17 protein-coding genes are annotated in these 16,159 nt (G+C 42.5%); 11 read left to right on the forward strand and 6 right to left on the reverse strand.

The window, feature by feature from the left end; genetic code table 11:
* Window positions 1-229 precede the first annotated feature (229 nt).
* The 3 genes from slmA to coaBC all read right to left on the reverse strand — a co-directional run bounded on the left by slmA (window position 230) and on the right by coaBC (window position 2,629).
* Entirely contained in the window at window positions 230-829 is a 600-nt protein-coding gene (gene slmA / locus WDV75_RS21435; protein ID WP_189759419.1) for a nucleoid occlusion factor SlmA, read from the reverse strand.
* 134 nt (window positions 830-963) lie between these two features.
* Window positions 964-1,422, reverse strand: coding sequence for a dUTP diphosphatase (gene dut, locus WDV75_RS21440; protein ID WP_273557799.1), 459 nt, complete (start codon window positions 1,420-1,422; stop codon window positions 964-966).
* A complete protein-coding gene (gene coaBC / locus WDV75_RS21445) occupies window positions 1,400-2,629 on the reverse strand; it encodes a bifunctional phosphopantothenoylcysteine decarboxylase/phosphopantothenate--cysteine ligase CoaBC (protein WP_273557798.1) in 1,230 nt (409 codons plus the stop codon). Before coaBC ends, dut begins: the two co-directional genes overlap by 23 nt.
* A 375-nt stretch (window positions 2,630-3,004) precedes the next feature.
* Between coaBC and radC the strand changes: the two genes are divergently transcribed.
* From radC to mutM, 8 genes are all read left to right on the forward strand, one after another.
* Window positions 3,005-3,682 (forward strand): RadC family protein, encoded by a 678-nt coding sequence (gene radC / locus WDV75_RS21450; protein ID WP_273557796.1) that lies wholly within the window; start codon window positions 3,005-3,007, stop codon window positions 3,680-3,682.
* Window positions 3,683-3,958: 276 nt separating this feature from the next.
* Entirely contained in the window at window positions 3,959-4,195 is a 237-nt protein-coding gene (gene rpmB / locus WDV75_RS21455) for a 50S ribosomal protein L28 (protein ID WP_038239873.1), read from the forward strand.
* Window positions 4,196-4,206: 11 nt separating this feature from the next.
* Window positions 4,207-4,374: a 50S ribosomal protein L33 gene (gene rpmG, locus WDV75_RS21460; protein ID WP_010847629.1), complete on the forward strand. Its 168-nt coding sequence runs from the start codon at window positions 4,207-4,209 to the stop codon at window positions 4,372-4,374.
* A gap of 161 nt (window positions 4,375-4,535) precedes the next feature.
* Window positions 4,536-5,654, forward strand: coding sequence for a glycosyltransferase family 4 protein (locus WDV75_RS21465; protein ID WP_273557795.1), 1,119 nt, complete (start codon window positions 4,536-4,538; stop codon window positions 5,652-5,654).
* Between the two features lie 187 nt (window positions 5,655-5,841).
* A complete protein-coding gene (locus tag WDV75_RS21470) occupies window positions 5,842-6,831 on the forward strand; it encodes a glycosyltransferase family 9 protein (protein ID WP_273557794.1) in 990 nt (329 codons plus the stop codon).
* 16 nt (window positions 6,832-6,847) lie between these two features.
* Window positions 6,848-7,969 carry a glycosyltransferase family 4 protein gene (locus WDV75_RS21475; protein WP_273557793.1) on the forward strand — a complete coding sequence of 374 codons (1,122 nt, stop codon included), beginning with the start codon at window positions 6,848-6,850 and terminating at the stop codon, window positions 7,967-7,969.
* Window positions 7,950-9,128 (forward strand): glycosyltransferase family 4 protein, encoded by a 1,179-nt coding sequence (locus WDV75_RS21480; RefSeq protein ID WP_273557792.1) that lies wholly within the window; start codon window positions 7,950-7,952, stop codon window positions 9,126-9,128. Before WDV75_RS21475 ends, WDV75_RS21480 begins: the two co-directional genes overlap by 20 nt.
* A 122-nt stretch (window positions 9,129-9,250) precedes the next feature.
* Complete coding sequence (mutM, locus tag WDV75_RS21485; RefSeq protein WP_189759426.1) at window positions 9,251-10,060, forward strand: bifunctional DNA-formamidopyrimidine glycosylase/DNA-(apurinic or apyrimidinic site) lyase; 810 nt, start codon at window positions 9,251-9,253, stop codon at window positions 10,058-10,060.
* Between the two features lie 40 nt (window positions 10,061-10,100).
* Here mutM and coaD read toward each other — a convergent pair whose 3' ends face one another.
* Genes coaD through waaA form a run of 3 tightly spaced genes read right to left on the reverse strand, consistent with a single transcriptional unit; the run spans window position 10,101 to window position 12,635 of the window.
* Window positions 10,101-10,583, reverse strand: coding sequence for a pantetheine-phosphate adenylyltransferase (gene coaD, locus WDV75_RS21490; RefSeq protein ID WP_189759456.1), 483 nt, complete (start codon window positions 10,581-10,583; stop codon window positions 10,101-10,103).
* Window positions 10,549-11,358, reverse strand: a complete 810-nt coding sequence (locus WDV75_RS21495; RefSeq protein ID WP_273557791.1) for a glycosyltransferase family 2 protein — start codon at window positions 11,356-11,358, stop codon at window positions 10,549-10,551. The genes coaD and WDV75_RS21495 overlap by 35 nt, the downstream gene beginning before the upstream one ends.
* Entirely contained in the window at window positions 11,358-12,635 is a 1,278-nt protein-coding gene (gene waaA, locus WDV75_RS21500; protein WP_273557790.1) for a lipid IV(A) 3-deoxy-D-manno-octulosonic acid transferase, read from the reverse strand. The genes WDV75_RS21495 and waaA overlap by 1 nt, the downstream gene beginning before the upstream one ends.
* 184 nt (window positions 12,636-12,819) lie before the next feature.
* Here waaA and rfaQ point away from each other — a divergent pair, with 184 nt between their 5' ends.
* The 3 genes from rfaQ to WDV75_RS21515 are packed head-to-tail and all read left to right on the forward strand — an operon-like array spanning window position 12,820 to window position 16,111.
* Window positions 12,820-13,884 carry a putative lipopolysaccharide heptosyltransferase III gene (gene rfaQ, locus WDV75_RS21505; RefSeq protein ID WP_273557789.1) on the forward strand — a complete coding sequence of 355 codons (1,065 nt, stop codon included), beginning with the start codon at window positions 12,820-12,822 and terminating at the stop codon, window positions 13,882-13,884.
* Window positions 13,881-15,011, forward strand: coding sequence for a glycosyltransferase family 4 protein (locus WDV75_RS21510; RefSeq protein WP_273557788.1), 1,131 nt, complete (start codon window positions 13,881-13,883; stop codon window positions 15,009-15,011). The genes rfaQ and WDV75_RS21510 overlap by 4 nt, the downstream gene beginning before the upstream one ends.
* A complete protein-coding gene (locus WDV75_RS21515) occupies window positions 15,008-16,111 on the forward strand; it encodes a glycosyltransferase (protein ID WP_273557787.1) in 1,104 nt (367 codons plus the stop codon). Before WDV75_RS21510 ends, WDV75_RS21515 begins: the two co-directional genes overlap by 4 nt.
* Window positions 16,112-16,159 lie beyond the last annotated feature (48 nt).

The raw sequence follows: 16,159 nt of genomic DNA on the forward strand, positions 1-16,159 counted from the left end.
TTGAGTGAAAAAAATCCCTCGCCCAAGGATGGGCGGGGTGAGTAGTAGAAATGGCATCTATCTATATATGGCAAGGATTGCGACAATGATGCCATTATTAAGTCACTTAGTCGTGAACTCAATGAGCCAGCACATATTAACACAACTCAATAAAAAATCTGCACGTTATCATTCACTGGATAAGGATATGAACTTACGATACTGCGATAAGCGATTGTAGTGGATTAAATTATTGCAGTTGGGTCAATATCAATGGCCAGCGTACTTCAAATTCCGTTGTCGGACGATAGCGAAATTCAGAGCGAACAAAACGGGAGAGCATCCCTTCACAAAATGCCAGTAACTGTGATGCCAACACAGATTCGTCATAAGCGAATCCTCGCCCGTCACGAATTTTTCTTTCTTTTAAAATTTGGCGAAGTTGCATTTCAATTCGCTCAAATAGCTGGTTGATGCGATTTTGCAATCTGTCTTGTTCGAACATTAGAGCATGGCCGGTCATAATACGGGTCAGCCCCGGATTCCGTTCTGCAAAACCCAAAAGCAGGACGAGGATTAACCGAATGCGTGTGATGGTGTCTTTTTCATCTTGCAGGATCAGATTGATGCGTGAAATTAAAGAATCTTCAATAAACTCAATCAAGCTATCAAACATCCGGGTTTTGCTCGGAAAATGACGGTAAAGGGCTGCTTCCGAAACACCAACGTTTGCGGCAAGTTTTGCAGTAGTAATGCGTTGGCTGCCATCACTGGATTCCAGCATATGTGCCAGTGCCTGCAAGATTTCCTCACGTCTATTTTTCTTTTTTGTACGTTCTTTTTCTGCCATGTCTGGTAAGACCCCTGCTAAAACAGCAAAACAAATCCAGCTATTTTTTGCCACCATGCTATTGCTGTCAAAAGCGATAACATTGTGAGCAAAAAATATGAAAATCGGTTGACGGTATCAGGCCTTATGGAAAGTTATTGACGACCGGAATGGCCAAATCCACCACTGCCACGCTGGCTTGTCTCAAAATCTGCAACCAAATTAAATTCAGCCTGTACAACGGGTACAAAAACCATCTGGGCGATGCGTTCACCGGGTTCGATGATGAAAGTTTTATCACCACGGTTCCAAACTGAAACCATCAATTGCCCCTGATAATCCGAATCGATAAGCCCCACCAAATTACCCAGAACAACGCCATGTTTGTGACCCAGGCCAGAACGAGGGAGAATCACTGCCGCCAATTGTTCATCTGCAATATGGATAGCAATCCCCGTTGGCAGAAGCTCAGTTTGGCCAGGAGGTAGTTCCACCGCATTATCCAGACAAGCACGTAAATCTAAACCCGCAGAGCCAGGCGTAGCATAAGTCGGTAAAGGAAATTCTTGCCCGATGCGGGGATCAAGGATTTTAACGTCGATTTTTTTCATCATAGCGTTTGAGTATCTCGTCTAATAAGCGGTGGCTGAGTTGCAATTTACCACTGTGGGGTAACTGAACACTACCATCATGCCAGAATAGATGTAATGCGTTAGTATCACTGTTGAAACCGTGTCCGGCCAGGGATACATCATTTGCGCAAATCAAGTCCAGATTCTTCTGCTTGAGTTTTCCGCGGGCGTATTCTTCCACATTCTGGGTTTCGGCTGCAAATCCAACGACAAAGGGACGATTTCTTTCCATGGCCGCAACGCTCGCTACAATGTCAGGATTTTTCACCAGTGTAAATATGATTTCATCACCCTGCTTTTTGATTTTCTCTGTTGAGATTTGCTTGAAACGATAGTCAGACACGGCAGCGCAACCGATAAAGATATGCTGTGAGGTTGCCGTAGCTTGAGCCTGTTCATACATTTCCAATGCACTATTGACATCAATACGTTTAACGCCTTGTGGTGTGGGTAAATTAACGGGGCCGGTAATTAATGTCACCTCAGCGCCACGCTCTGCCGCGGCTTGTGCAATGGAAAACCCCATTTTACCGGAGCTGTGATTGCTGATGAAACGGACAGGGTCCAAGGCTTCACGGGTTGGTCCTGCGGTAATAGCGATGTGCAGACCAGAAAGATTTGGCTCGGTGTTGAAATGTTGCATTGTCCGTTCGACGATAGTCATTGGTTCCAACATTCTCCCTGGCCCGACATCACCACATGCCTGGCTGCCTTCATCTGGCCCCCAAATTAATACGTTACGCTCTTTAAGTACCTGCAGGTTATGCTGGGTGGCCTGTGCTCGGTACATCTGTTGGTTCATTGCGGGGGAAACAGCAATAGGTGCAGCGGAAGCCAGGCAGATTGTGGTGACTAAATCATTCGCCATACCTGCAGCCAGACGCGCCAGCAGATCAGCAGTAGCGGGTGCGAGAATAATTAAATCAGCCCATTTTGCCAGTTCGATATGCCCCATGGCGGCTTCGGCTGCAGGGTCTAGAAGGTCATCTGAGACTGGATAGCCAGATACTGCCTGTAAGGTTAGTGGAGTGATGAAAGCTTCGGCTGCCGGAGTCATGACAACGCGTACCAGGGCACCACGATCACGCAAACGACGCACTAATTCAGCAGTTTTGTAAGCGGCGATCCCTCCGCTGATTCCAAGGACTATCTGTTTACCAGAAAGTTGTTTACCAGAAAATCCTGTCATTTTGATTGTCCAGATATCAGTTGCAATTCCTTAAGATTCTATCACAAGAAAATATTGCGTTGAGAACCCTCCCTATTTAAACAGCCAAAAATGGCAAGTTTGCGAAGCACTGCGCAAGCCTCGCAAGTCGATCTGGCGGTGATTTTTTCATCATGGGATAGTAGGTACGAAATGTAGATGAGTGATGGTATCCATCGTTATGGAGAGCTATACCAATCTCACTTCAAGATGCATGTAATTTCTCCCCGCGAAGCGGGGAGAAATCAGGTTTCATATCGTGTTGTAAATTGCAGCTTGAAGTTTAGTGCGTATATAGGGTAAGGGATTGGAACAAAGGATATTGAAAAGGGGGAAGAAATTGTGGATTTAACAGTAATGGAAAGAAACGATGAATTGCATTTGAATCTTCTTCCCCGTGAGAAATTGTTGGCTTATGGTGCTGTTTCCCTAACAGACGCGGAGTTATTGGCTATCTTTTTACGTACAGGTTCCAGGGGCATTCCTGTCGTACAAATGGCAGAATACTTACTGAAATCATTTGGTTCGCTTTATCACCTTCTATCCGCGGATTACGATGACTTTTGTGCACATAAAGGCATGGGGAGATGTAAGTATGTCCAATTGCAGGCGATATCTGAATTGGCAAAACGGTTTTTCTCCAGTCAATTTATCCATGAAGATGTTATGAGCAGCCCCACGATAACTCAGAATTATTTGCAGGATTTATTATCCTGGCAAGATCGGGAGATATTTGTGGTGCTGTTTTTAACTAACCAAAATAAAGTCATCTGCCATGATGAAATGTTTAAAGGAACGATAAACAAAGTTGAAGTTCACCCGCGTGAAATTGTGAAACAGGCGGTTAAAGTCAATGCTGCATCAATTATTCTTGCTCATAATCACCCTTCCGGCAATCCAGAACCTAGCCTGGCAGATAAATTGGTGACAGAAAAAATTATTAACGCGTGTGACTTGGTTGGCGTTAAGGTTTTGGATCATATCGTTATTGGCAAGCAATCTTGTGTCTCATTTATGGAAAGAGGTTGGATTTAATACCGTTTTTTCGCGATACGATCAGATCTTAGTTGTTCGGGACTTGAGCATCAGCGAATGAGGGCGTATACTACGCCACCTTTGAGGATCTTGGGTTTGACGAGAAGAGCCTATCTCAGTAAGTTTTTTTACTGGGAAAATGTGAGTCTTTTCAGTGACGTTCTTTTCAGTAACCTTTTTTCAGTAAAGAAAGTTTGCTGAGATGGGCTCCTAAGCCTGACGAGGCGGTCACACCCAATACAAAGCTCGAGCTGATTTGATTTTTGGAGAATAGACATGTCCCGAGTCTGCCAAGTTACTGGCAAGCGTCCGGTGAGTGGTAACAACCGCTCCCACGCATTAAATGCGACTAAGCGTCGTTTTCTGCCTAACCTGCACTCTCATCGTTTCTGGGTTGAGTCTGAGAAACGTTTTGTAACTCTGCGTGTATCTGCTAAAGGTATGCGTGTGATTGACAAAAAAGGCATCGACACAGTTCTGGCCGAACTGCGTGCCCGTGGTGAGAAGTACTAAGGAGCTGAAAAATGGCTAAAGGTATTCGCGATAAAATCAAGCTAGTTTCTTCCGCTGGTACAGGTCACTTCTATACCACTACGAAGAACAAGCGTACTATGCCTGAAAAACTGGAAATGAAAAAATTCGATCCAGTTGTTCGTCAGCATGTTATGTACAAAGAAGCTAAAATTAAATAATTTTAGTGGATGATAAAAAGCCCAGCATTATGCTGGGCTTTTTTATATCTGCTGATAATGCCACGTAGCTTATTTTAAATTGGGTTGTGCGTGTAGACCTGTGCATTGTTCAGTTATACTACCGTTTTTTTCAATTATGAACCGTCAGGTGTAGCGCTAAAATGGTTAGAAAGACTTTGAATATCTTACATACAGAATCATCGTGTGGTTGGGGAGGGCAGGAAATTCGTATCCTGACAGAGTCTCAAGGCATGATACAGCGTGGACACCGTGTGGTTATCGTTTGTTGTCCAACTTCAACCCTTTACCGTGAAGCTCATCACTATGGTGTGCCTGTTGTTGCGCTCCCAATTGAAAAAAAACGTCTTTCTTGTCTTCGGGCAATGCGTCACTGGCTAAAAACAGAAGGTCGCCAGTTCGATGTCATCAATACTCATAGCTCTACTGATTCTTGGCTGGTGGCGGCAGCATGTGCCACATTAAGAGGTATGCCTCCGATAGTCCGAACTCGCCATGTTTCAACCCATGTTTCAAAATCCATTGCGACTCGTTGGCTGTATTTGCACGCAGGTCAGCATATTGTGACAACTGGGGAAAAACTACGCCAATATTTGCATGTACATAATAACTATCCGCTATCTCATATGACCTCTGTGCCGACAGGGATCGATTTGTCCCGTTTTCATCCTGAAAGTAAGTCCTTAAGTCGTCAGCGTATTGGCATCAAAGACAAACCAACACTGGGTATTGTTGCCACAATGAGAACGTGGAAAGGCCATCGTTACCTGCTTGATAGTTGGAAAATTCTCCATCAGCGTTATCCTGATTGGCAATTGCTGTTTGTGGGAGATGGCCCCCAAAGAAAGAATTTAGAGCCGCGAGTTCAACAGGAAGGGTTGGCAGAGAGTGTCATCTTTCTTGGTAATCGTCAGGATGTTCCTGATTGTTTAAATGCGATGGATATCTTTGCTCTGCCTTCGTTTGGTAATGAAGGTGTACCTCAAGGCATCATGCAGGCAATGGCGTGTGGATTACCTGTCGTCTCTACATCGGTGGGCGCGATTACAGAAGCTGTAATTGATGGCGATACAGGGTATATTATCGAACCTAGAAATGTCGAACAATTAACAGAAAAGTTAGATTTATTAATGCATGATGCAGAGCTACGTTTACAAATGGGAGAGGCTTCATTGCGACGAGCAATTCACTTATTTGGCATGGATAATATGTTAGAAAAAATGGAGTCTATTTTTTATTCCAGTATGGAAAACAAGCGGTAATATTTTGTTTATATTATTTTTATCTGCATTGGCAGAGTAATCTATGCTTTTTATTAACTAGTTGAAATGTCATTAGCTTTATTTTTATACGCCTACTGTATTAACCGTAAATAGAACAGTAACTCACTTTACTGTATAGTACCTTAGGCGTTCCAATCTTTGGATTGATAATTTAATATTCATTATTATGCAACCCCAAAATATTCTAATCATCAATATTGCCCGTTTTGGTGACACTTTGCTAATAACTCCGGTTATTCGTGCCCTGAAAGAAAAATGGCCGGAGGCAAATATTGATATATTTGTGCATAAAAAAACGAAAGAAATCCTTGAAAATATCGATTTAATTAATCAATTGAAAGGGTTTTCAAAAGGCAAGGCTAAATGGTGTGGCTGGTTTTCTCGTCGGCATTATGATCTGGCATTAGTTTATGGTCAGGATAAATCCTTATTGCAGTATGCTAAACGTGTAGCAAACTTGGCCGTTTATTTTTCGGATATCTCTGGTAAAAAATCAAATGAGTATGCTATAGCAAGGCCCAGAGAACTTATGCCTGCCCAACAGGAAAGGGCGTTGTTAATTGATTCACTTGGGGTTGAAGTGAGTAATTGGCGTTTGCAGTATAATGTAAGCCCGCATGAAGCGGAGTACGCCAGAAATTTTCTTCAGCGGCAAGGGATAGAACGACAATTAAGAATAGGTTTTCAATTACAGAGTTTTCCTGCAAAGGCCTATCGTGATTGGCCGGTAGAACATTTTTACGAATTAGCCCAACGTATTTATCGAGATTATCCGCATGCGCATATTTTGCTGTTAGGCAGTAAAGAGAGTGAAGACAATGCGCGAATGCTGGCTGAGAAATTGGGCACAAACAGATGCTCATCATTGGCGGGTAAGACTACGATGCGGCAAAACGCGGCAATCATGAGTCAACTTAATTTGTATGTGGGCGTTGATACGGGAACAACTCATCTGGCTGGGGCCTTGGGAATACCAATGGTTGCTTTGTATCATAGTTTTCACCCAGGGCGTTTTCTCGCACCTCAACAACATCCAAAATTAGTGGTTATTGAACATCCTGTAGATTATCGACAGGCAACGCGTCAAGATACAATGTCAGCAATATCGGTAGATCAAGTCTGGCATTCTGTTCAGTACTTGCTGAAAAATGAATGAAAGGATAATACACCAAATGAAGATAGGATTTATCGATGTTACTGTTACCATGTCATACGGCGGCATTCAAACCGCTGTTTGGGAATTAGCCAAATCGTTGACAGATGCGGGGCATGAAGTTCATATTTTCGGTGGTACTGGTGACGTTCGGCCTGCATTAGGCGAAAGAAATATTCCTATTCATACTTTTCCATTTATTCCCAGAGAACGCGTGCTTAACATTGGACGCCGTTTCCAACGTATTGTTGAACGTTATTCTTTTGCCCGTCATGCCCGTGCAACAGTTATTGCTGAAAATTTTGATTGGGTGATTTTGACCAAGCCTTTTGATTTTTTCTGGCCCAGAATGATGCCTGAAACATCCCGTACCCGGTTTTGTTATATGAGTGGTGGAACCAGTTTTTTTAACGGGGATCGGGTATTAGGTAAAAAAATATCTGCATGGGTTGCATGTAGCCATTTTAACGCCTGGCAGATTCAACATCATTTCAAGCAATTTCCGAGCGTCATCTATAATGGGGTAGATATCGATAAATTCAAACCAGCCGACTCGGATGTCCGAACTCGATTAGGTATCAATGAGAAAACGTTTCTGTTAACGTTTGCTGGCAGGTTGGTTGGTTGGAAAGGGATGAAAGTCGCCATTGATGCAATGGCCTTGTTGCGGAACAAGGATGTAAAGTTATTGATTATTGGTGAAGGTGAAGATTTGAAATCGCTTAAAAAGCGGGTTACTGCTTTGCAGCTAGAAAAAGTCGTCATTTTTCATCCTCCAGTTGGTCATGATCAATTACCTGAATTTTATGCGGCGGGTGATGCCGGTGTTTTCCCCAGTATTGGTGATGAGGCATTTGGTATTACGATTGCTGAAGCGATGGCATGTGGACGCCCTGTGATTGCCAGCTATATTGGTGGAATACCAGAAGTGGTTGGTAATGAAGGCAGTGCTGGTATTTTGGTGACACCAGGTGATGCTATGGCTATTGCTGAGGCGGTAAATCATCTTTTATCTTTGCCGGATAGAGGAGAAAAGATGGGGAAATCTGCCCGTCAGAGGATTGAAACGATGTACACTTGGGAACATTCTGCTAGCCGTTTATTGAACGCCATAAAAAATAATGAAAATTGCGTATATTGATCCTTATCCTGTACCTGATTATCGGGTTGCGTCACTACAAATTTTGCAGAATGTAGACGCTTTTGCTCGCCAGGGGCATAGTGTTTGTCTGATTACCCCAAAAGGCCAAAGCCAAGTTGAGGAAATTCTTGGCAGGTCATTACCGCCTTCTGTGGAGCTAATCGCCCTGCACGATATACGTAGAAAATGGTATTTCCCGCTAAATACTCAGAAACTGTTTTATTTGCAGGTTTCGCGCTGGCTTAAAGAGCATCAAGTTGATGCCCTTTTTACCCGCAATATTAAAATGGCGAATTACCTGCTGTGTAATCATTCGGATATTCCTCATTTCTTTGAAAGCCATGAAGTATTTTCTCAGTCGTTTAGAGAATCCCATGATTTTCTCAATCGTAGAAACCAACGCAAGTATCATAAACTGAGAAAAATTGAACAGCAGGTTTATGCGGGTTCTAAGGTTGTTTTTGCCCTGACTTCTCTATTACGAGACGATATTTATAAGCAATACAGTGTCAAAACACCGATTGTTGTGGCTCCCGATGGGGTTGATATGCTGGCAGTTGAATCTGCCAGGCTGACGCTTGCTGGCAGTGAACCCAACAGTGCTCTTCCTAAAAAAGTGCTTTATTTGGGTAGCTTACATCGTTGGAAAGGTATCCCAACGGTAATGCAAGCCATGTCCTACTTAGATAATGTTGAACTGAATATTGCCGGTGGTACTACTGAACAAATTGAGCGATTGCGACGGACTGCTGAACAAATTGGTGTGAGTGATAAAGTTAATTTCCTTGGTTTTGTTCAACCCAGGAAACGCTTTCAGGTTATTGCTGGTAGTGATATTTGTGTTCTGCCATTGACGAAAACCAGTATTGGCAGCCGCTATACCTCTCCTCTCAAGCTGTTTGAATATATGGCTATGGGTAAGCCTGTGGTTATTTCTGATTTCCCATCCATTCGTGATGCTGTTGATGAAAACGCGGTAAATTTTGCTGATAGTGAAGATGCAGCGAGTTTTGCTGAACAGATTCAATGGCTGATTAATCATCCCGCTGAAATGATGGCGAAAGTTGACTATTCTCAACGGCTGGTTACAGAACGTTTTAACTGGGATCAGAGGGCGAAGTTAATTATGGGAGTGATAGAGGAAATATTGTCTCAGTGAGTCTCTTTCCCTGTTATCTCAATCAAATCTGGCTGCAAATGATACATGAAAACGGTATTGTAATCTGCTTAGATCCAATATTCTCAGAACAATATCGTAGATAATTTATTCAAGGAGTAGGTATGCCGGAACTACCAGAGGTAGAAACCAGTCGCCGGGGGATTGAACCTCACTTGGTTGGTAATGTGATCCAATATGCTGAGGTCAGAAATGCACGTTTGCGCTGGCCTGTTTCCGAGCAAATTATGACGCTTTCAGACCGACCAGTGTTGAGTGTTCAACGGCGGGCAAAATACTTATTGCTTGAGTTGCCGGAGGGCTGGATTATTATCCACTTAGGAATGTCTGGCAGTTTGCGTGTCCTGTTGGATGCACAGCCTCCGGCAAAGCATGATCATGTTGATTTGGTTATGGCTGATGGCAAAATTCTCCGGTATACCGATCCCCGACGTTTTGGGGCGTGGTTATGGAGTGACAATCTCAAAGAGTGTTCCGTACTGGCTCATTTAGGTCCTGAGCCTCTTTCTGAGCAGTTTGATGGCGAATACCTTTACACGGTTTCTCGCAACAAAAAAGCGGCTATCAAATCTTGGTTGATGGATAACAAAGTTGTTGTTGGTGTTGGGAATATCTATGCCAACGAAGCGTTGTTTGTTGCACATATCTTGCCTGAACGCCCCGTGAATTCATTAACGCAGCAAGAAGCCTATTTATTGGCCGATATAATCAAACAAATTTTACGTCGTTCCATTGAGCAAGGTGGAACGACACTGAAAGATTTTCTGCAATCTGATGGTAAACCGGGATATTTTGCTCAAGAGTTGTTTGTCTACGGTAAGAAAGGTGAACTTTGTCCGCTATGCGGTGAGAAAATCGAGTGTGTAAAAGTGGGGCAACGTAGTACATTTTTCTGTCGTCAGTGCCAGCATTAAAGATATTGGGGGGCAGAAGATAGTTGCCCCGTATAATGTATTATTTACCTAATTTTTTTAACATTGCCTGCGCAACTGGCTTTGACAGGAAGGATGAGACGTCGCCATCATGGCGAGCAACATCCTTGATTAAGGATGATGAGACAAAGGACAGGGTTTGGGAAGGCAATAAAAAAACACTTTCCAGCTCAGGCATAAAATGTCGATTCATATTGGCAAGTTGCCATTCATATTCAAAATCAGAAACAGAACGAACTCCGCGGATTAAGATGTTGGCCTGCTGCTTTTTGGCAAAATTAACCATCAGTTCGCTAAACCCAATCACATCGACATTTTCCAGATGAGCCGTGACTTCTTTTGCCAACGCGACACGCTCTTCCAAACTGAACATGGGGCTTTTTCTATCACTATTAGCGATAGCCAATAAAACATGGTCGAACATGTTTGCGGCACGAGTAACAATATCAAGATGACCATAAGTGATGGGGTCAAAGGTGCCGGGATAAATCGCTTTTCTTTTCATCATTGTTCTTACCCTTTGTTTGAGCCATTTCCCACAATGCAGCGTATTTATTGAATGTATACTGGGCATTCACAATAGCCAATATCAGACCTTGCTTGCCATCCAAAAAACCTGCCCTTAATAACCAGGTTTTGAAAAACGCGCCCAGGGTATGGCTTATTATAGAAAAATAACGGGTTTTTTTGCCTTGATCGTAGCGATGCTTTGCCCAATCTCTTGCATAATTTAATTGTTTTTGCTGGAACTCCATCAGATTACGGCAGGTTAAGTGACGTAAGTCGCCCTTTAGCGTCACGATAGATGCGCTTTGAATATCAAGGGATTCGTGAACTTGATTGTCGTTGTATTGGTAACGTTCACGGCAATAAAGGCGAATAACCCTATCAGGATACCAGCCACTGTGTTGCATAAATCTCCCCATAAACAGATTGAGGCGCGCGCAGCTATAGACTTTATTGTCATCAGGATTTACCAAGATTTGTTCAATGGATGCTTTTAGTTCTGGCGTTACGCGTTCATCGGCATCAATCATAAAGATGTAATCACCGCTGGCATAGAATTGCGCGAGTTGCCGTTGCCGTCCGAAGCCAGGCCATTGGGTATTTGAGTAAACTTTTGCCCCCATTTCGCTGGCTATTTGGCAAGTTGTATCGGTGCTGCCTGAATCCAGAACGATGATTTCATCCGCCCAATTCACAGAAAGCAGACAATCTGCAATCACATCAGCGGCATTTTTGGTGATCATGACAACGGACAGGCGTTTTTTGGCAATCATCAATGTCTCCTTGGAGGGAGGTAAGGTTCCAGTAATTTTAGCAAGCGTTGAAGAGCACCTTGGTTTTCATGCAGGACTTCTGCGGCGTGGTGGCCGTAATAGCGTCGGTAATCTTCATCTGTCAGCAGGCTATTGATAGCTGAACTTAATGATTGGCTATCTGTAACAGTAATCAATCCATCCGCTTTATGCAGCTTGGCACAAATATCTTTAAAGTTGAATGTGTGTGGGCCCATGATAACAGGAATGGCATGAGCAGCAGCTTCCAGCGGGTTATGTCCTCCACGTTCTATCAGGCTCCCTCCGACAAAAGCCAGATCAGCGATACCATACAAGAGCATCAATTCGCCCATTGTATCGCCAATAACCACTTGCACATTGGTGTCAGGAATAGTGTTAGCACTGCGTAAGATCGCGTTTAATCCCGCTTTTTGGGTCAACTCAGCGGCTTTACCAAAACGTTCAGGATGGCGGGGCACTAGAATTAACAACAGATCAGGGAATTGTTTAAGCAGCTTGCAATGTGCGTCCAGAATAATTGTCTCTTCCCCATCATGGGTACTGGTTGCTATCCATACTGGACGATGGGGTGCCCATTGGCGACGTAATGTGACGGCCTTTGCTGCGAGTTCTGGTGTAACAGAAATATCGAACTTAAGGCTACCAGTGACAGAGAGTTGGGAGCGTCTTAATCCCAATTCGATAAAGCGTTCACCATCTTCCTGATTTTGTGCGGCAATCAACGTGATTTTATTTAAAATGGTCTTAATAAAATTGCTAATTTTCTGGTATCCCGCAGCAGAGCGGGCTGATAGTCTCGCGTTGGCGATAACCAGTGGAATTTCCCGTTGATGTAACTGAGTAATCAGGTTTGGCCATAGTTCAGTTTCCATAATGATCACTAGCTTGGGATTAACGTGATCGAGAAAACGTCGCATTGAACCTGGCAAGTCATAGGGAAGGTATACATGGTTAACATCATTACCCAGGGCAGACAGAACCCTTTCAGAACCCGTCGGTGTCATGGTTGTTATCGTAATGGGCAAAAAAGGGTAATGGTGCCGTAAGATCCGTACGAGCGGAATGGCCGCCAATGTTTCTCCAACAGAAACGGAATGCAGTAAGATCCCACCTGGGGCCACCTTTTTAGCGCAGAAGCCATAGCGCTCTCCCCAGCGTTTACGGTACGCGGGGGATTTGCGGCTGCGCAGCAGCAGACGTAACCAGATAATTGGTTGGATAAGGTAGAGAAGTACCTGATATAAGCGAAGCAACATTCTATCAAATTCACTGACATGGACTGCGGTTATAGTACCACATTGGCTTGAAGAAAGTGTGTAAAATGTGGATATGTTGTGTGCCAGTGAATATACTTGATATCTAAAGATGGAAGGGGAGAGTTGCTGCCTTTAGAATATAATTAATAAGATTTCTGCCTCAATTGCGAATATTGGAAACACAATGGGTAAAATATCCCCTGGGTTTGAAAAGATTCTTATCATAAAACTAAGACATCATGGTGATACATTGCTTATCACACCAGTTGTGAATACGTTGAAAGAAAATTTTCCTGACGCTGAAGTTGATGTTTTATTGTACAAAGAAACAGCGCCAATGTTGATAAATTTCGCTCCCGTATTCCATATTTTTTCCGTTGATAGGCAATGGAAAAAGGAAGGTCTAAAAGCTTATATCACCCATCATTGGCGTTTACTGAATCAGTTGAGGAAAAGAAAATACGATCTCGTCATTAATCTTGCTGATCAGTGGTATAGCGCTCTGGTATCTAAAATTTCTCGTGCTTCAACCCGTATTGCCTTTGATTTTCCCAAGCGACAAAACTGGTTATGGAAAATCTGTTTTAGTGATTTGGTTTCTACTGAAGGTGAAGAATTTCTACATGTCGTTGAACAGAATTTATCAGTGCTGAAACCGATTAATCTTTCCAGTATCAATTTCAATGTAACAATGAGTTATAGTGAAGACGATTGGCATAAGGTAGCAAATCTTTTATACATGGGTGGAATTCATCAAAAGTATATTGTTATCCACCCGGCATCCCGCTGGTTTTTCAAGTGCTGGAATGATGAGAAAATGAGTGAAACCATTAATGCCTTGCAAGCAGATGGACATTCAATTGTTGTGACATCAGGAACGGAATCACGGGAAAAAGAGATGGTGGCAAAAATTTTATCTACCTGTAATCAGAAAAATATTGTCTCTTTGGCAGGCCAGATTACGTTACCCCAGCTTGGGGCATTGATTGCTCATGCCAAGTTGTTTATTGGGGTTGATTCTGTTCCCATGCATATGGCGGCTGCGCTGAAAATACCTTGTATTGCATTATTTGGGCCCTCTAAATTAGCTTTTTGGAGTCCATGGAATGCTAATGGAGAAGTGATTTGGGCGGGGAATTACGGTAAATTACCTGATCCTGATGATATTGATACCAAAACAGATACTCGTTTTTTGGATCTTATCCCTACTGATGTCGTAATTACTGCTGCCCGGAGATATTTATCATGAAACCTATGCGCCTTGCCATTGTCCGGCAAAAATATCGGCCTGATGGAGGTGCGGAACGTTTTATTTCCAGGGCACTTGAGGCATTGGATAATGGCAGCTTGGAATTGAACGTAATTACTCGCTCTTGGGAAGGGAGTCGCAATCCTAATTGGCATGTACATTTGGCAAATCCTTTTAAATGGGGTCGGATTAGCCGCGAGCAGAAATTTGCAGAGGCTGCAAGGCGCATTTGGCAAAAGGAGAAATTCGATATCGTTCAAAGCCATGAACGCATTGCTGGATGTGATGTGTATCGAGCAGGGGATGGTGTTCATCAACGTTGGTTGCAGCAAAGATCACGGATCTTGCCATCTTGGAAAAGCAAACTGCTTTTTTCCAGTCGTTATCATCGTTATGTTATGGGAGCTGAGAAAAGAATGTATCTCTCTACCGCATTAAAAAAGGTTATTTGCAACTCTCAGATGGTTAAGCGTGAGGTGATGGCAGATTTTGATCTGCCCGATGAGAAAATTTCTGTTATCTATAATGCCATTGATCAGTCACAATTTTTTCCTGTTGGAGAAGCTGAACGGCTCGCATTACGACAGAAATACGCTATTCCTGCACAAGCGAAATGTTTGGTATATGTTGGTTCTGGTTTTGAAAGAAAAGGATTGAAAGCTGCGATAGAAGCTATCAGCATGACGAATGCTTATCTGGCTGTAGTGGGCCAGGATAAAGAAGAAAGTAAATATAAGCAGCTTGCCAACTCGCTTGGCTGTCATGGCCGAGTTCGGTTTCTGGGGATGCAGAAAAAGACATTACCATTTTATCAAATGGCAGATGGATTATTACTACCAACATTATATGATCCTTTCCCGAATGTTATTTTGGAAGCCATGGCATGTGGCTTGCCCGTCATAACTAGTGAAACTTGTGGGGGTGCTGAATTCATTGTTTCAGGTGAGAATGGCTTTGTGTGTGATGCCCTCGATATTTCGGCTTTGGCTGAAGCTATTTCTTTAGTGCCAGCAGACCATTTGACTAGTAAGATCTCAATGTTATCAAAAGAGAAAATAGTGAACCACACTCCTGCTTATTTGTCTCAGCAGCTTACGGAACTGTATAACAAGGTGCTTTCCTTATGAAAGGGCATATTTTATTTATCATAGATGGATTACCGGGAGGAGGAGCTGAGAATGTTACAATTCGCTTGTGCCGTGGCCTGCAACAAAAAGGTTTTGATATTACCCTGTTATCTCTCTCTGACAGATGTGAATATCCGATCCCAGATAATGTTGAATTAATCATTAATGCTGATGAATATAGAGGGCCTTTTAGAAGACAGACTGAAATTATTCGTAGAGCTAAATCTATGGATAAAGTTCTGTCTAAAGTCTTTCTTCAAAAAGGCACACCTGTGTTAGTGATATCTAATTTACATAAAACAGATCGTATTGTTGCGAAGTCTAAGATATTGGCCAAGTTAAATGTATGGTTTTGTATTCACGGTGTGTTTTCAAAATCGTATCTTGAGAATAAAGTGGGGTTATCTCGTTGGATTAAGAAATGGAAAATCCAACATGTTTATCAAGATCGTAACTTAATTTGTGTTTCTGATGCTGTTGGTTTGGATTTGAAAGAAAATTTATCGTTGACACCTAAAAAAATGGTCACTATTTATAATCCATTCAATCTAGCTGAAATTAAAAATCATTCTTTGGAAATAAATCCCTATTCCGATGAGAATTATTTTCTTCATTTAGGGCGTTTCCACAATGTAAAACGTCATGACCGTTTATTGGATGCTTTTGCCAAAGCTGATCTTCCCTGTAAATTGTTGATCGCGGGTCAGGGGGATTATGGTATAACTAAAGAAATTAAACAAAAAATTGAAAAACTAGGCTTACAATCTAAAGTTTTTCTAATTGGTTTTTTAGTTAATCCATTACCGGTCATACGAGGTGCTAAAGCTGTTGTATTAAGCTCTGATAGTGAAGGGTTGGGTAATGTTTTGATTGAAGCGCTGATTTGTCATACGCCTATTGTCAGCACGAATTGTCCAGGTGGTATTAGTGAGATTATGGTGAATGAATTAGAACAATACAAATCTGAACTGACTTCTGGATCATTAGCAGAAAAAATGCGGTTGGTTTATCAAAATCCACCAATCATTACAGAAGATATGTATAAACATTTCGATTTAGAAATTGTGCTTGGTAAATACTTAGCCTTGATAGAAAAATAAACTTTGAAAGAAGTTGGGATGTTGTATTTTACATTGTATTTTATTTAA

Origin of the sequence: Xenorhabdus griffiniae, from assembly GCF_037265215.1 — a bacterium.
Classification (GTDB): domain Bacteria; phylum Pseudomonadota; class Gammaproteobacteria; order Enterobacterales; family Enterobacteriaceae; genus Xenorhabdus; species Xenorhabdus griffiniae.

Coding starts and splice junctions, on each gene's coding strand:
- WDV75_RS21480 (WP_273557792.1), top strand. CDS start 7,950: ATGAAAATTGCGTATATTGATCCTTATCCTGTACCTGATTATCGGGTT.
- coaD (WP_189759456.1), bottom strand. CDS start 10,583: ATGAAAAGAAAAGCGATTTATCCCGGCACCTTTGACCCCATCACTTAT.
- waaA (WP_273557790.1), bottom strand. CDS start 12,635: ATGTTGCTTCGCTTATATCAGGTACTTCTCTACCTTATCCAACCAATT.
- WDV75_RS21475 (WP_273557793.1), top strand. CDS start 6,848: ATGAAGATAGGATTTATCGATGTTACTGTTACCATGTCATACGGCGGC.
- WDV75_RS21495 (WP_273557791.1), bottom strand. CDS start 11,358: ATGATTGCCAAAAAACGCCTGTCCGTTGTCATGATCACCAAAAATGCC.
- coaBC (WP_273557798.1), bottom strand. CDS start 2,629: ATGACAGGATTTTCTGGTAAACAACTTTCTGGTAAACAGATAGTCCTT.
- WDV75_RS21465 (WP_273557795.1), top strand. CDS start 4,536: ATGGTTAGAAAGACTTTGAATATCTTACATACAGAATCATCGTGTGGT.
- mutM (WP_189759426.1), top strand. CDS start 9,251: ATGCCGGAACTACCAGAGGTAGAAACCAGTCGCCGGGGGATTGAACCT.
- rpmB (WP_038239873.1), top strand. CDS start 3,959: ATGTCCCGAGTCTGCCAAGTTACTGGCAAGCGTCCGGTGAGTGGTAAC.
- slmA (WP_189759419.1), bottom strand. CDS start 829: ATGGCAGAAAAAGAACGTACAAAAAAGAAAAATAGACGTGAGGAAATC.
- dut (WP_273557799.1), bottom strand. CDS start 1,422: ATGATGAAAAAAATCGACGTTAAAATCCTTGATCCCCGCATCGGGCAA.
- rfaQ (WP_273557789.1), top strand. CDS start 12,820: ATGGGTAAAATATCCCCTGGGTTTGAAAAGATTCTTATCATAAAACTA.
- rpmG (WP_010847629.1), top strand. CDS start 4,207: ATGGCTAAAGGTATTCGCGATAAAATCAAGCTAGTTTCTTCCGCTGGT.
- WDV75_RS21510 (WP_273557788.1), top strand. CDS start 13,881: ATGAAACCTATGCGCCTTGCCATTGTCCGGCAAAAATATCGGCCTGAT.
- WDV75_RS21515 (WP_273557787.1), top strand. CDS start 15,008: ATGAAAGGGCATATTTTATTTATCATAGATGGATTACCGGGAGGAGGA.
- WDV75_RS21470 (WP_273557794.1), top strand. CDS start 5,842: ATGCAACCCCAAAATATTCTAATCATCAATATTGCCCGTTTTGGTGAC.
- radC (WP_273557796.1), top strand. CDS start 3,005: ATGGAAAGAAACGATGAATTGCATTTGAATCTTCTTCCCCGTGAGAAA.